Source organism: Nonomuraea sp. NPDC004702, from assembly GCF_053601695.1.
Genome location: NZ_JBSGCE010000083.1, coordinates 17,484 through 31,554, shown reverse-complemented (window position 1 = coordinate 31,554; position 14,071 = coordinate 17,484). Strand labels below are relative to the sequence as shown.

Sequence of the window (14,071 nt, the reverse complement as noted above, 5' to 3'; positions counted from 1 at the left end):
CCACCATGACGGCCCTCGCCCTCTCCCTTGAGCTCACCGCCCGCGACAGGGCCCGCGCTGTGTGACCTGTATCACCGGCATGGCGGTGAACCCAGGGGCGCGAGGTGGGATCTCAGCAAGCGTGAACACAACGATGCGCACCCTCCTCGCCGGCGGCACCGCCGCCGCCGCGCTGCTGGCCTCCGGCGTCGCCGCCCACGCGGCCACGACCGCCACCGTCACCGCCACGGCGAGCCAGGCCGCCACCGCATACCCGGCGTACAAGAAGCCCGCGATCTTCGGCACGAGCTTCCAGGCCGACCCCGGCCACGACTTCACCAAGGGCATCCACTCCCGCCACAGCGGCATCCTGCGCGGCTGGATCACCGACGTGCGCGACGGCGTCGCCGAGTACGAGCCCATCAAGTGGAAGCGGTCCAAGACCACCGAGGGCTACTTCGTCGGCCCGCCCGAGGGCGACGTGACGGCCTACGCCTCCCCGATCGCCAAGGACGTCGTCTTCCTGTCGGCCTACGGCTGCAAGCCGGTGATGGCGGCCATGACCGTCGACCGCAACACCGGCCTGGGCGCCAAGCGCTGCCCCGCGTCCGTCCTGGTCAAGCGGCACGACAAGCAGCGGCAGCCGTCGCTCATCACGGTGCACAAGGGCAAGATCGTCAAGGTGCAGGAGATCTACACCCCGTGATACCGGCTCCGCGCTTCGCGGGGGCGGGCGCGGACCTGGTAAAACCCACCCAGCAAATCTGGCAAATGGGACGTCCACCGGAAAACACCTGTGAAGATCTCTCCCGATCGCCGATCCGTGGGCATAGTGTGAGGTGATGGATCGTCGCATCTTCGGGCTGGAGAACGAGTACGGCGTGACCTGCACGTTCAGGGGACAGCGCAGGCTGTCCCCCGACGAGGTCGCGCGCTACCTGTTCCGGCGGGTCGTGTCCTGGGGCCGATCGAGCAACGTCTTCCTCCGCAACGGCGCACGTCTCTACCTCGACGTGGGCAGCCATCCTGAGTACGCAACACCCGAGTGTGACAACGTCATCGAACTCGTCACCCACGACAAGGCGGGCGAGCGCATCCTTGAGGGCCTTCTCGTCGACGCCGAGAAACGCCTGCGCGAAGAGGGCATCGCGGGTGACATCTACCTGTTCAAGAACAACACCGACTCGGCCGGCAACTCCTACGGCTGCCACGAGAACTACCTGGTGGGCCGGCACGGCGAGTTCGGCCGCCTGGCCGACGTGCTGATCCCGTTCCTGGTGACCCGGCAGATCGTGTGCGGGGCGGGCAAGGTGCTCCAGACGCCGCGCGGCGCCGTCTACTGCGTCTCGCAGCGGGCCGAGCACATCTGGGAGGGCGTCTCCAGCGCCACCACCCGGTCCCGGCCGATCATCAACACCCGCGACGAGCCGCACGCCGACGCCGAGCGCTTCCGCCGTCTGCACGTGATCGTCGGCGACTCGAACATGAGCGAGACCACGATGCTGCTCAAGGTCGGCGCGACCGACCTGGTGCTGCGCATGATCGAGGCCGGCACGGTGATGCGCGACCTGTCCCTGGAGAACCCGATCAGGGCCATCCGCGAGGTCTCCCACGACATGACCGGCCGCCGCCGGGTGCGCCTGGCCAACGGCCGGGAGGCCTCCAGCCTGGAGATCCAGCAGGAGTACCTGTCCAAGGCCCAGGACTTCGTCGACCGGCGCGGCGGCGACGCCATCACCCGCCGGGTGCTGGAGCTGTGGGAGCGCACGCTGCGCGCGGTCGAGACCGGCGACCTCGACCTGGTCTCGCGCGAGATCGACTGGGTGACCAAATACCAGCTGATCGAGCGCTACCGCAAGAAGTACGACCTGCCGCTGTCCTCGCCCAGGGTGGCCCAGCTCGACCTGGCCTACCACGACGTCCACCGCAAGCGCGGCCTGTTCTACCTGCTGCAGAAGCGCGGCTCGGTCGAGCGGGTGGCCTCCGACCTGAAGATCTTCGAGGCCAAGTCGGTGCCGCCGCAGACCACCAGGGCGCGCCTGCGCGGCGAGTTCATCCGCAAGGCGCAGGAGAAGCGGCGCGACTTCACCGTCGACTGGGTTCACCTGAAGCTGAACGACCAGGCCCAGCGCACGGTGCTGTGCAAGGACCCCTTCCGCAGCGTGGACGAGCGCGTCGACAAGCTCATCGCCGGCATGTGAGGCGACGGCCGGGGCGTGGTGTTTACCTCGGCCCTACCTCGATGTCGGGTAGGGTGACGCGAATCTGACGTCTTTTCCGAGGGAAGTCCATGCGCCGCGCTCTGGCCGTACTGGCAGCCGTGCCTTTGATCTTCGTCGCCGCCGCGTGCGGCGACACCGACGCCGGGGCGAACGGAGGCGCCACCACCGGCACCGACGCGGCCGGGCTCACCGTCACCGGGAACGTGGGCGTCAAGCCCACGGTGACCTTCCCCGCCGGCTCGCCGGCGACGAAGTCCTCCTACAAGGTGATCCAGCCGGGCACCGGCCCGGAGGTCAAGACCGGCGACAAGCTGATCGTCAACCTGACCGTCTACAACTGGGACGGCAAGGGCAACGCGATCCAGGGCTCCTCCTACGACACCAAGCAGCCCGAGACCGTCCCGGTCAACGAGCAGCTGCCGGAGGTGCTGCGCACCGGCTTCACGAAGGTCAAGCACGGCGGCCGGCTGCTGGCCGTGCTGGCCAACGACTCGGCCCCGGCGGGGCAGGCCACGGCCGGCGCCGAGCCGACGAAGGTGTTCGTGCTCGACGTGGTCGGCGCCCGGCCCCCGGCGCTGAAGGCGGCCACGGGCAAGGAGACCGGCCAGACCCTCAAGGGCGTCAAGGTGGACAACCCGGGTGGGGAGAAGGCTCCGACGCTGACCACCAAGACCGGCGAGAAGCCGTCCAAGGACCTGGTGGTCAAGACCATCATCGAGGGCACCGGCGCCAAGGTGCAGCCCACCCAGACGCTGACCGTCCACTACACGGGCAAGATCTGGGGCACCGACAGCCAGTTCGACTCCAGCTGGGAGCGCGGCGAGCCGGCCGAGTTCCCGCTCGCGAACGTGATCCAGGGCTGGCAGAAGGGCCTGGCCGGGGTGCCGGTCGGCAGCCGGGTCGTGATGAGCATCCCGCCGGACCTCGGCTACGGCGACCAGGCCCAGGACAAGATCCCCGCCAAGAGCACGCTGGTGTTCGTGGTCGACGTGCTGGCGGCCTCCTGACCGGGTGATCTCCTGACGGGCCGTCCGACGACGCGGTAGCATCTCGTGGCCCGGTGGCGTCTCGCCGCCGGGCTACTTTGTCGTGGGAGGGCAGATGCGCCGCCGTACGATCGTGCCGTCGCTGGCGTCGCTGCTGCTGCTGGCCGCCGCCTGCACGGGCCCGACGGCCGGCGAGGCCGCCCATAAGGCGGAGGAGAAACTCGACCTGAAGGTGGGCGGCGCGTTCGGCGCCCGGCCCACGATCGTCTTCCCCGCCGGCCGGCCCGCCGCCGATCTCCAGGTCGACGAGCTGACCACGGGCGGCGGCGACCGGCTGGGCGACGACGACGTCGCGGTCGTCCAGTACACCGCGCACGTCTGGGACGGCCGCGACAACCGCCTGGTCGACTCCAGCTTCAACCGGGGCGCCCCGGCGGCCTTCCCGGTGGGCTCGCTGCTGCCGGGGCTCGGCAGGGCGCTGCGCGGCCGCACGGTGGGCAGCAGGGTGCTCGCGGCCGTCCCGCCCGACCAGGGCTTCGGCGCCGCCCCGCCGCGCGGCGTCGGCCCGGCCGACGACCTGGTCTACGTCGTGGACATCCTGGGCGCCCACCGCAAGGGCGCCGCGGTCAAGGCGGCCGGTGGGTCGCTGGCCGGCGTCCGGGTGACCGGCGGCGAGCGGCCGAAGGTGTCGATCCCGGCCACCGCGCCGCCGCGCGCCTTCGCCGCCAAGGTGCTGCGGCGGGGGAGCGGCGGCCCGGCGCGGGCCGGGCAGCTCCTGGTCACCCAGTACGAGGGCGCGATCTGGGCCCGGCGCGAGGTCTTCGACTCCACCTGGTCGACCGGCCTGCCGAAGGCGTTCCGGATCGGCGACGGCACCGTGATCAAGGCGTGGGACAAGGCGCTGGTCGGCGTGCCGGTCGGCAGCCGGGTGCTGATGGTCGTCCCGCCCGCCTACGGCTACGGCGCGCCGGGCCATCCCGCGTACGGGATCGAGGGCTCCGACACCCTCGTGTTCGTCGTGGACGTCCTGGCCGCCTACTGAGGCTCCGTAGACTCCGGCTGTGAGCAGTGACGACGACCTGCAGGCGCTCGGCCTGCTGCACGACCCCGTGCGCCGCAGCCTGTACGAGGCCGTGACGGCCGGCGGCGGCGACGTCGGCCGGGGCGAGGCCGCCGAGGCGGCCGGCGTGTCCAGGACGCTGGCCGGCCACCACCTCGACAAGCTCGTCGAGGCCGGGCTGCTGGAGAGCGGCTTTCGTCCCCAGGACAGGAAGGGCCCCGGCAGCGGCCGCCCGGCCAAGGTCTACCGCAGGGCCAAGGGCGAGCGCACGGTCAGCCTGCCCCCGCGCGACTACGCCACGCCCGCCGCGGTGCTGGCCGACGTGGTGGAGCTGCTCGGCGCGGAGGAGCAGGCCGAGCAGGCGGCCCGCCGGGCGGGCGCGCGCATCGGCAGGGGGCGCGGCGGCGAGCCCGTCGACCGGGTGCTGCGCGAGCGCGGCTACGAGCCCTACGACGAGGGCGGCGCGCTGCGGCTGCGCAACTGTCCCTTCCACCTGCTGTCGCAGGAGCAGCCGCTGCTGGTGTGCTCGATGAACCTGGCGCTGTGCCAGGGGCTGCTGGAGGGCATGGGCGAGGACCCGGGCAGGGCGCGGCTGGATCCGCGGCCGGGGGAGTGCTGCGTCTCGCTTTCTAAAACAAATGAAGATTGACATAGAAGCCGCGAGAGTGATGTGCTGAGCCCCATGCATCTGGCCCAGCTCAACGTCGCGCACCTGCGCGCGCCCATCGACGCCCCCGAACTCGCCGAGTTCGTCGCCCTGCTCGAACCCGTCAACGCCGTCGCCGACGAGGCCCCCGGCTTCGTGTGGCGGATGAAGGAGAGCGAGAGCGACCCCACCGCCACCGTCGTGCACGACTTCGGCGACCACCTGCTGATCAACTTCTCGGTGTGGGAGTCGCTGGAGACCCTGTGGGACTTCACCTATCGCAGCGTCCATCTGGGCGTGCTGCGCCGGCGCAGGGAGTGGTTCCTGCGCGTGGCCGAGCCGTACATGGTGATGTGGTGGGTGCCCGAGGGGCACATCCCGTCGCTGGCCGAGGGCATGCGGCGGCTGGAACGCCTCAGGACCGAGGGGCCGAGCCCCGAGGCGTTCACCTACAAGGACTCCTACGACAGCAGCGAGGCCGCCAGCCTGCCCGCCGCCGCCGAGGTCAGGAAGTAGGGCAGGTCCTCCTCCAGGCCCCTGCCCATGGTGGACAGCTTCACGGGCGCGGCGCGCAGCGCCTCGTGCAGGCCGTCCACCGGCACCGGCACCAGCCGGTGCCGGGCCGCCAGCGGCCCGGCCTGCTCGCGCACCCGCTCGCCGAACGCGCCGGGCAGCTGCGGCACCGCCACGTCGGCCGGCGAGAGCGCGACCCGGCCGTAGGCGGTCAGCGAATGGTGGGAGACGCCGACGTGCCGCTCGCGCGCGTCGCCCTCGCTGACCCGCAGCGCCGCCACCGGACGGCCGCCCAGCACCCCGGCGGCGTTGACCGCCTCGCCCGCCGCCACGCCCGAGAAGCCCCAGCGGGTGCCCGTCCCCAGGTTGCCCGGGCCCTGCGTGACGATCGCCACGTCGGCCCGCAGCACGTGCCTGGCCGCCAGCAGCCCGGTGTGGACGGTGACCGTCTCGACGTCGCCGCCGAACGCCTGGCCCGTCGTCACCACCCCGGCCAGCCAGCCGGTCTCCCGCAGCCGGGCCGCCGACATCGAGAACCAGGCGGGCAGCGCGCCGCCGTCCTGCATCACGTACGCCACCCGCGGGCCGGGGGCGCCGTCGTACAGGCCGGACAGGATCGGGGCCAGCGCGGAGTGCAGATCGGCCACGATCACCGGCATCCCGGCCAGGTCGTCGGCCTCGCTCAGGACGTCGTGGAACGGCGAGTCCTGCTCGTCGGCGCCCAGCACCGTGGCCTGCAGCGGCGTGTAGCGGGCCTTCACCAGGTGCCCCGGACCCACCGGATCTTGCGGCAAACGGTTCGGGACGGCCACCACCATGGCGTAACCTCCCGTACCGAGACCCATCGCGAGTGCGGTCGTGTTGAGCAGCACCTCGTCACCGGGTTCCGGGCGGCCCACCAACGGGGGGTAGGCCAGTGCCCGGCACTCACCTTCGGGAACGGCGACGTCCAGCTCCACCGCTCCCGGCCACTCGCGTCGGATCCGGACAACCTCGCCCTTGCGCCATCTGATCACGGGGGCAGGGTAGCGTCGATGAAGGAGGAGTGAGGCAGATGTCGCGCCGTAAGACCGAGCGGTTGCTGAATCTGGTGATCTGCCTGCTCGCCACCCGCCGCCCGCTGTCGGCCGAGCAGATCCGCCAGGCGGTTCCCGGCTACGACCGCGACGGCGACGAGGCGTTCCAGCGCATGTTCGAACGCGACAAGAACGAGCTGCGCGAGATCGGCATCCCCATCGACGTCGTGCGCGACCCGTGGGAGGACGAGCCGGGCTACCGCATCGACCCGCAGTCCTACGAGCTGCCGGAGATCACCCTGGAGCCCGACGAGGCCGCCGTGCTGGGCCTGGCGGCGCAGGTGTGGCAGCGGGCCAGCCTGGCCGAGGCCGCCTCGGGGGCGCTGCTGAAGCTGCGCGCCGCCGGCGTGGCCACCGACGAGCCGGTCGGCGGCCCGATCGGCGGCGGCGCCCTGGAACTGCGCGTCGACACCCGCGACCCGGCCTTCCCCGCCCTGTGGGACGCCGTGCGCGACCGCCGCGTGGTGCGCTTCGACTACCGCGCCTCCGGCAGCGAGACCGTGCGCGCCCGCACCGTCGAGCCGTGGGGCGTGGTCAGCCGGCGCGGGCGCTGGTACCTGGCCGGGTTCGACCGCGACCGCGCCGCGCCGCGCGCCTTCCGGCTCAGCCGCATCGCCGGTCCGGTCACCGCCCTCGGCCGCCCCGGCGTCGTCGAGGTGCCCCACGGGGTCGACCTGCGGGCCATGGTCGGCTTCCCCGAGGAGCCCGTGGACGAGCGCGTCGCCGTCATCCGGGTGCGCCGGGGAACCTGCGAGGGCCTGCGCCAGCTCGCCAGGGCCGTGCACCCGCGCGAGGACGGCTGGGACGAGGCCGAGCTGGCCTTCGCAGATCCCGAACGCCTCGCGGGCTGGATGGCCAGCCTCGGCGCAGACGTCGAGGTGGTCGGGCCGCCCGACGCCCGCGAGGCCGTCATCCGCCGACTGAAGGGAGCCCTGGCATGAGCGGTTCTGCTGACCGGCTGCCCAGGCTGCTGGCGCTGGTGCCGTACCTGATGTCCCACCCGGGGGCCCAGGTCGGCGAGGTCGCCGAGGTGTTCGGGCTGAGCGAGAAGCAGCTCATCGACGACCTGCAACTGGTGTGGATGTGCGGCCTGCCCGGCCACACCCCCGGCGACCTCATCGACGTCTCCTGGGACGGCGGCGAGATCATCATCGACAACGCCGACACCATCGCCCGGCCGCTGCGGCTCGGCATCGACGAGGCCAGCGCGCTGCTGGTCGCGCTGCGCATGCTGGCCGCCACGCCCGAGCTGGCCGACGTGGCCGCCGGCGACGCGCTGCCGCGCGTGGTGGCCAAGCTGGAGCGCGCCGCGGGCGAGGGCGCGGCCACCGTCAGCAGCCAGGTCGCCTTCGACGTCGAGGCCGCCCCCGACGCGCTCGGCCGGGTGCGCGAGGGGCTCACCGCCCGGCGCCGGCTGTCGCTGCGCTACTACGTGCCCGGGCGCGACGAGGTCACCCCGCGCGAGGTCGACCCGACCCGGGTCGTGGTCGTCGACGGCCGCACGTACCTGGAGGGCTGGTGCTACCGGGCCGAGGCGATGCGGCTGTTCCGGCTCGACCGGGTGCTCGGCGTCGACGTGCTCGACGTGCCGGCCGACCCGCCGGCCGAGGCCGAGCCCATCGACGTCACCCGCGGCGTCTTCCGTCCCTCGCCGACCGACGAGCTGGTCGAGCTGGAGGTCAGCGCCGCCGGGCGGTGGGTGGCCGAGTACTACCCGTGCGAGGAGGTCACCGAGCTCGGTGAAGGACGGCTGAAGATCTCGTTGCGGGCGCGTGACGAGGACTGGATCGTCAAGCTGGCGCTGCGGCTCGGCGACACCGGCCGGGTCGTCTTCCCGCCGGCGATGGCCGAGACCGTGCGCGGGGAGGCCGAGCGGGCCCTGGCCCTGTACGCTCAGCACCCATGACGTGGATCTTCTTGGCCGCCGGGCTGGTCCTGGCCGGGCTGGCCGTGCTCGGCGTCGCGGGCGCCAGGGCCGCCGCCGCGGCACGTTCCCTGAAGAGGGAGGTCGCCGCGGCGAAGGCGCGTCTGGAGCGGGGGCAGGTCAGATTGACGCCCCGGAAGGATGAGACCACGGCCCCTGGGGGCGTACCATCGGGGCTGAAGACCGGCACTCGCTGATAAAGGACGTTTCATGTCGAACCTTGGAGTTCCCGAGCTCCTGATCATCGCAGGCGTGCTCGTCCTGCTGTTCGGTGCCAAGAAGCTGCCCGACGTGGCCAGGGGCGTCGGCAGGTCGCTGCGCATCTTCAAGTCGGAGACCGCCAAGCTCCGCGATGACGACGACGACACGCCCCACACCACGGTCCAGGCGCAGCCGGCCCCGGCTCCGGCCCAGCAGGCCGCACCGCAGCCGATCACCCCCGCTCCCGCCCCGGCCCCCGCCGCCGCCCCGGCGCTCTCGGCCGAGGAGCAGGCCCGCCAGCTTGAGGAGCAGGCCGCCCGCCTGCGCGCCAGCGCCGCCCAGGCCGACAAGCAAGGCTGACCCCCCTTCCTCCTCCTTCACCCCTGGACGTGCGAATGGCGCTGCTCAAACGGTCGAGAGATTCCGGATCGGCCCCCGACCCCGAGGGCCGGATGCCGCTCATGGAGCACCTGCGCGAACTGCGCAACAGGCTGCTCATCTCGGTTCTCGCGGTGGTCGTGGGCATCGTCGTCGGCTGGATGCTGTTCGACCCGGTGTGGGAGGCGCTGCGCGCGCCCTACTGCGAGACGGTGCAGTCGCGCCAGCTCAACGGCCACTGCAGCCTGGTCTACAACGGCATCTTCCAGTCCTTCTTCATCACCCTGAAGGTCTCGGCGATGGTGGGCGTCGTGGTGGCCTCACCGGTCTGGCTCTACCAGATCTGGGCCTTCGTCACCCCGGCCCTCTACCGGAACGAGAAGCGCTACTCGATCGCGTTCCTCGGCCTGGCCGTCCCGCTGTTCGTGTTCGGCGCGGGCCTGGCCTACGTCATCATGGACACCAGCCTCGGCATCCTGCTGAGCTTCTCGCTCGAGGACACCGTCGCGACGATCTCGATCGACGAGTACCTCGACTACGTCCTGATCATGTTGATGATCTTCGGCGTGTCGTTCGAGCTGCCGCTGCTGCTGGTCTTCCTCAACGTCATCGGCGTCCTGTCCCACGCGACCGTGAAGAAGCACCGGCGTACGGTGATCTTCGCGATGTTCGTGTTCGGGGCGGTCATCACCCCCGGTGGCGACCCGCTCACCATGATGGCGCTGGCCGCGCCGATGATCATCCTGTACTTCCTCGCCGAGCTTTTCATGTACGTGCGGGAGCGCCGCAGGCCCGCGGGCGAGGACTTCTCGCACCTGTCCGACGACGAGGCCTCGCCGCTGGCGGACACCCCGTCCGACGCCGCGTCCGACGCCGAGGATTCCGACGGCGCCCGATAGGCGATAGGTTCCGGGCGTGGCCCCCCAAATCGCCCTGCTCGTCAACCCCGCCGCGCGCGGCGGACGCACCCTGCGACTGCTCGAACCCGTCGCCCGCCGGTTGCGGGCCGGCGGCGCCGAGCTGTCGGTGATCGTCGGCGCCGACGCCGCCGACGCCCTCGAACGTGCCTGCACCGCTGTCGCCGAGCGCCCCGACGCGCTGGTCGCCTTCGGCGGCGACGGGCTGGTCCACCTCGCCGTCCAGGCCGTGGCGGGCACCGACGTGCCGCTCGGCATCATCCCGGCCGGCACCGGCAACGACTTCGCCGCCGCCCTGGGGCTGGCGCGCGACCCGCTGGCCGCGGCCAGGACCGTGCTGCGGATGCGGGCCCGGCCGGTCGACGCGGCCCGCGTACGGGCCGGGGAGTCGGAGGAGCTGTTCGCCGGGGTGCTCTGCTGCGGCTTCGACTCACGCGTCAACGAACGCGCCAACCGGCGCACCTGGCCGCCCGGCAGGGGCCGCTACCTGGTGGCGGTGGCCGAGGAGCTGCGCGCCTTCCGGCCCATCCCGTTCCGGGTCACCCTCGACGACGGGGAGGTGGTCGAGCAGGAGGCCATGATGGTCGCCGTGGCCAACACCCGCTCCTACGGGGCCGGCATGCGCGTGTGCCCCGACGCCTCGCCCGACGACGGCCTGCTCGACGTGATGATGGTCGGCGCGGTGTCCAAGGGCGAGTTCCTGCGCGTCTTTCCCGGCGTCTACCGGGGCACCCACGTGGGGCACCCGGCGGTGTCGGTGCGGCGGGCCCGCCGGGTCACGCTGGAGGCGGCCGACGTGGTGGCCTACGCCGACGGCGAGCGCGTGGGGCCGGTGCCGGTCAGCTGCGAGATCCAGCCCGGCGCGCTGCGCGTGATCACCTGACCCACGACGTGAAGGCTGTTCGCCGCGGGCCGAGTCCGCCGGGACGGACCGGAATGGCGATTTCGGTAGGCTGACGGGTATGACAACGCCAGCGGAACGCTACGCGGCCTTCCGTCAGAAGCACGGAGACGACGGAGGGGCGCTGAGGTCGTTCCGCGGTCTCTACGACTTCGAGCTCGACGACTTCCAGCTCGACGCCTGCCGGGCCCTGGAGGCGGGCGACGGCGTCCTGGTGGCCGCGCCCACCGGGTCGGGCAAGACGGTCGTCGGCGAGTTCGCCGTCCACCTGGCCCTGGAGCAGGGCCGCAAGTGCTTCTACACCACCCCCATCAAGGCGCTGTCCAACCAGAAGTACAACGACCTGGTCAAGCGCTACGGCACGGCCAAGGTCGGCCTGCTGACGGGTGACAACAGCGTCAACGGCGAGGCCCCCATCGTGGTCATGACCACCGAGGTGCTGCGCAACATGCTCTACGCCGGCTCGGCCACCCTGGCCGGGCTGGGCTTCGCCGTCATGGACGAGGTCCACTACCTCGCCGACCGCTTCCGCGGCGCGGTGTGGGAAGAGGTCATCATCCACCTGCCGGAGTCGGTGCGCCTGGTGGCGCTGTCGGCCACGGTCAGCAACGCCGAGGAGTTCGGCGAGTGGCTGGGCGAGGTGCGCGGCGACACCACGGTCATCGTCGACGAGCACCGGCCGGTGCCGCTGTGGCAGCACATGATGGTCGGCAACCGCGTCTACGACATGTTCATGACCGACGACCTGACGCCGCGCATCAACCCCGCGCTGATGCGGGTGACGCGCGACGCCGAGCGGCTGATGGCCGGGCGGCGCGGGCGCGGCGGCTACGGCAAGGTCCACCGCTCGCGGCCGCCCGACCGCGTCCAGGTGATCGAGAAGCTCGACTCCGAGGGGCTGCTCCCGGCGATCACGTTCATCTTCTCGCGGGCCGGCTGCCAGGCGGCCGTGCAGCAGTGCCTCTACGCCGGCATCCGGCTGACCACCGACCGCGAGCGCCACGAGATCAGGCAGCTCGTCGACGAGCGCACCGCCCACCTGCCCGACGAGGACCTGGCCGTGCTGGGCTACCTGGAGTGGCGCGACTGCCTGGAGCGCGGCCTGGCCGCCCACCACGCGGGCATGCTGCCGGCCTTCAAGGAGGTCGTCGAGGAGCTGTTCACCCGCGGCCTGGTCAAGGCCGTCTTCGCCACCGAGACGCTGGCGCTCGGCATCAACATGCCCGCGCGCAGCGTGGTGATCGAGAAGCTCGACAAGTGGAACGGCGAGACCCACGCCGACCTCACCCCGGGCGAGTACACCCAGCTCACCGGGCGGGCCGGGCGGCGCGGCATCGACGTCGAGGGGCACGCGGTGGTGCTGTGGCAGCCGGGCATGGACCCGCTGTCGGTGGCCGGGCTGGCCGGCACCCGCACCTACCCGCTGCGCTCCAGCTTCCAGCCGTCCTACAACATGGCCGTCAACCTGGTGGGCCAGTTCGGCCGCGAGCGCGCCCGCACGCTGCTGGAGGAGTCCTTCGCGCAGTTCCAGGCCGACCGGGCGGTCGTGGGCCTGGCCAAGCAGCTGCGCAAGCACGAGGAGGCCCTGGAGGGCTACCAGGAGGCCATGACGTGCCACCTGGGCGACTTCCCCGAGTACGCCGCGCTGCGCCGGCGTCTGTCGGACCGTGAGGCCGAGCTGTCCAAGCAGCGCGGCGCGGCCCGGCGCGCGGCCGCCGTGCGCTCGCTGGAGGCGCTGCAGCCGGGCGACGTGATCCGGGTGCCGGGCGGGCGCCGGGCGGGCCTGGCCATCGTGCTCGACCCCGGGCGCAACCCGCGCGGCCACGGCCCGAGCCCGCTGGTGCTGACCATCGGCAAGCAGGTCAAGAAGCTCGACCCGGCCGACTTCCCGGTGCCGGTCGAGCCGCTGGAGAAGCTGCGCATCCCGAAGAACTTCAACGGCCGCTCGCCGAAGGAACGCGCCAACCTCGTCTCCACCCTGCTGGCCAAGATCGGCGACCGTGACCTCGGCAAGCCGGCCAGGGCGCGCGACCACTCGGTCGACGACGACGAGGTCAACGAGCTGCGCCGGAGCATCCGCCAGCACCCCTGCCACGGCTGCGACGAGCGGGAGGACCACGCCCGCTGGGCCGAGCGCTACTACAAGCTGCAGCGCGAGACCGAGGGGCTGCGCCGCCGCGTCGAGGGCCGCTCCCACGTCATCTCCCGCACCTTCGACCGCATCTGCTCGGTGCTGGAGCAGCTGGGCTACCTCGACGGCGAGGCCGTCACCGACGAGGGCCGCCGCCTGGGCCGCCTCTACACCGAGCTCGACCTGCTGACCGCCGAGTGCCTGCGCGGCGGCCTGTGGGAGGAGCTCGAACCGGCCGAGCTGGCCGCGTGCGTGTCGGCGCTGGTGTTCGAGTCGCGGCAGTCCGACGACGCGCGCCGTCCCAAGATCCCGGCCGGGCGGGCCGAGGACGCGCTGTCGTCGATGATCCGGCTGTGGGGCGAGCTGGAGGGCATCGAGTCCGACCACGGGCTGTCCACCATCCGTGAGCCCGATCTGGGGTTCGCGTGGGCGGCCTTCCGGTGGGCCAAGGGCCACAGCCTCGACGCGGTGCTGCTGGAGGGCGTGGCCGGCAACGAGCTGGCGGCCGGCGACTTCGTGCGGTGGATCAAGCAGCTGATGGACCTGCTCGGCCAGCTCGGCAACGCGGCCCCCGAGGGCAGCAAGATCAAGCAGACCGCGGGCAAGGCGATGGACGCCATGCGGCGCGGCGTCGTTGCGTACTCGTCGCTCACCTGAGGGCTCACCTTGAGGGCTCACCTGAGCCCCGGGAATGTCCGCGAAGGGCGGGCGGATCCGGCCGGATCCGCCCGCCCTTCGGGTTTTCCGATTAGGTGAGAACCAGTTCTGAGTAGCATCTTTGGGCGTTCCGTGACCGCTATCGGCGGATTTCGCGATTTACGGCTCATTTAAGTGGCCGGCAGCAGTGCCTTTGTGGCCGGGATTCACCGGTCAATTCTCCCTTTAAGTCAGAACTTCTGGTGATTTGCGGCGAATTCGTGGGTATCGTCCCATTTGTCGAATGGAACAGCCATACGGGGGAGGAAAACATGGCTAACAACCAGCTGACCCAGCCCGGCTTCCAGGAGTCCTGGCGCTGCCGCCGTCGCCGGTGGTACCGCCGTCGCTGCTGCTACCGCAGGTGGTGGGGCTGGGGGTGGTAGAGCAACCCCGTGAGAGCCGGCGGCCCAGCCGCCGGCTCTCCCTTACGCTCTCCGG

General features: G+C 71.8%; 14 protein-coding genes. 13 read left to right on the top strand and 1 reads right to left on the bottom strand.

Translation table 11 applies throughout. The annotated features are described in order from the left end of the window. Positions 1–121 precede the first annotated feature (121 nt). From ACWEJ6_RS48050 to ACWEJ6_RS48025, 6 genes are all read left to right on the top strand, one after another. On the top strand, positions 122–685 hold the full coding sequence (locus tag ACWEJ6_RS48050) for a hypothetical protein (protein WP_452432062.1): 564 nt from the start codon (positions 122–124) through the stop codon (positions 683–685). Positions 686–821: 136 nt separating this feature from the next. After that, positions 822–2,180 (top strand): Pup--protein ligase, encoded by a 1,359-nt coding sequence (pafA, locus tag ACWEJ6_RS48045; RefSeq protein ID WP_125642647.1) that lies wholly within the window; start codon positions 822–824, stop codon positions 2,178–2,180. A 119-nt stretch (positions 2,181–2,299) separates the two neighbouring features. Continuing rightward, a complete protein-coding gene (locus tag ACWEJ6_RS48040) occupies positions 2,300–3,208 on the top strand; it encodes an FKBP-type peptidyl-prolyl cis-trans isomerase (protein WP_452432060.1) in 909 nt (302 codons plus the stop codon). Between the two features lie 94 nt (positions 3,209–3,302). Beyond that, a complete protein-coding gene (locus tag ACWEJ6_RS48035) occupies positions 3,303–4,229 on the top strand; it encodes an FKBP-type peptidyl-prolyl cis-trans isomerase (protein WP_452432059.1) in 927 nt (308 codons plus the stop codon). A gap of 19 nt (positions 4,230–4,248) precedes the next feature. Further along, positions 4,249–4,896, top strand: a complete 648-nt coding sequence (locus tag ACWEJ6_RS48030) for a helix-turn-helix transcriptional regulator (protein ID WP_364341809.1) — start codon at positions 4,249–4,251, stop codon at positions 4,894–4,896. Between the two features lie 33 nt (positions 4,897–4,929). Beyond that, positions 4,930–5,409 carry a DUF3291 domain-containing protein gene (locus ACWEJ6_RS48025; protein ID WP_357977352.1) on the top strand — a complete coding sequence of 160 codons (480 nt, stop codon included), beginning with the start codon at positions 4,930–4,932 and terminating at the stop codon, positions 5,407–5,409. Here the strand turns inward: ACWEJ6_RS48025 and ACWEJ6_RS48020 are convergent. Beyond that, complete coding sequence (locus tag ACWEJ6_RS48020) at positions 5,355–6,422, bottom strand: DUF3866 family protein (protein WP_387680262.1); 1,068 nt, start codon at positions 6,420–6,422, stop codon at positions 5,355–5,357. The genes ACWEJ6_RS48025 and ACWEJ6_RS48020 overlap by 55 nt on opposite strands. Before the next feature lie 38 nt (positions 6,423–6,460). Between ACWEJ6_RS48020 and ACWEJ6_RS48015 the strand changes: the two genes are divergently transcribed. The 7 genes from ACWEJ6_RS48015 to ACWEJ6_RS47985 all read left to right on the top strand — a co-directional run bounded on the left by ACWEJ6_RS48015 (position 6,461) and on the right by ACWEJ6_RS47985 (position 13,591). Further along, positions 6,461–7,423: a helix-turn-helix transcriptional regulator gene (locus tag ACWEJ6_RS48015; protein ID WP_452432058.1), complete on the top strand. Its 963-nt coding sequence runs from the start codon at positions 6,461–6,463 to the stop codon at positions 7,421–7,423. Continuing rightward, on the top strand, positions 7,420–8,388 hold the full coding sequence (locus ACWEJ6_RS48010) for a helix-turn-helix transcriptional regulator (protein WP_364341813.1): 969 nt from the start codon (positions 7,420–7,422) through the stop codon (positions 8,386–8,388). The genes ACWEJ6_RS48015 and ACWEJ6_RS48010 overlap by 4 nt, the downstream gene beginning before the upstream one ends. After that, the gene (locus ACWEJ6_RS48005; RefSeq protein ID WP_358299046.1) at positions 8,385–8,603 is read left to right on the top strand and encodes a hypothetical protein; all 219 of its coding nucleotides are present in this window, start codon (positions 8,385–8,387) and stop codon (positions 8,601–8,603) included. Before ACWEJ6_RS48010 ends, ACWEJ6_RS48005 begins: the two co-directional genes overlap by 4 nt. 13 nt (positions 8,604–8,616) lie before the next feature. Beyond that, positions 8,617–8,967 (top strand): Sec-independent protein translocase subunit TatA, encoded by a 351-nt coding sequence (tatA, locus tag ACWEJ6_RS48000; protein WP_358299048.1) that lies wholly within the window; start codon positions 8,617–8,619, stop codon positions 8,965–8,967. A 35-nt stretch (positions 8,968–9,002) separates the two neighbouring features. After that, on the top strand, positions 9,003–9,884 hold the full coding sequence (gene tatC / locus ACWEJ6_RS47995; RefSeq protein ID WP_452432057.1) for a twin-arginine translocase subunit TatC: 882 nt from the start codon (positions 9,003–9,005) through the stop codon (positions 9,882–9,884). Positions 9,885–9,900: 16 nt separating this feature from the next. After that, on the top strand, positions 9,901–10,785 hold the full coding sequence (locus ACWEJ6_RS47990; protein ID WP_452432056.1) for a diacylglycerol/lipid kinase family protein: 885 nt from the start codon (positions 9,901–9,903) through the stop codon (positions 10,783–10,785). Between the two features lie 79 nt (positions 10,786–10,864). Next, complete coding sequence (locus ACWEJ6_RS47985; RefSeq protein ID WP_358299052.1) at positions 10,865–13,591, top strand: DEAD/DEAH box helicase; 2,727 nt, start codon at positions 10,865–10,867, stop codon at positions 13,589–13,591. Positions 13,592–14,071 lie beyond the last annotated feature (480 nt).

Coding starts and splice junctions, on each gene's coding strand:
- pafA (WP_125642647.1), top strand. CDS start 822: ATGGATCGTCGCATCTTCGGGCTGGAGAACGAGTACGGCGTGACCTGC.
- ACWEJ6_RS48035 (WP_452432059.1), top strand. CDS start 3,303: ATGCGCCGCCGTACGATCGTGCCGTCGCTGGCGTCGCTGCTGCTGCTG.
- ACWEJ6_RS48025 (WP_357977352.1), top strand. CDS start 4,930: ATGCATCTGGCCCAGCTCAACGTCGCGCACCTGCGCGCGCCCATCGAC.
- ACWEJ6_RS48015 (WP_452432058.1), top strand. CDS start 6,461: ATGTCGCGCCGTAAGACCGAGCGGTTGCTGAATCTGGTGATCTGCCTG.
- ACWEJ6_RS48010 (WP_364341813.1), top strand. CDS start 7,420: ATGAGCGGTTCTGCTGACCGGCTGCCCAGGCTGCTGGCGCTGGTGCCG.
- ACWEJ6_RS48005 (WP_358299046.1), top strand. CDS start 8,385: ATGACGTGGATCTTCTTGGCCGCCGGGCTGGTCCTGGCCGGGCTGGCC.
- tatA (WP_358299048.1), top strand. CDS start 8,617: ATGTCGAACCTTGGAGTTCCCGAGCTCCTGATCATCGCAGGCGTGCTC.
- tatC (WP_452432057.1), top strand. CDS start 9,003: ATGGCGCTGCTCAAACGGTCGAGAGATTCCGGATCGGCCCCCGACCCC.
- ACWEJ6_RS47985 (WP_358299052.1), top strand. CDS start 10,865: ATGACAACGCCAGCGGAACGCTACGCGGCCTTCCGTCAGAAGCACGGA.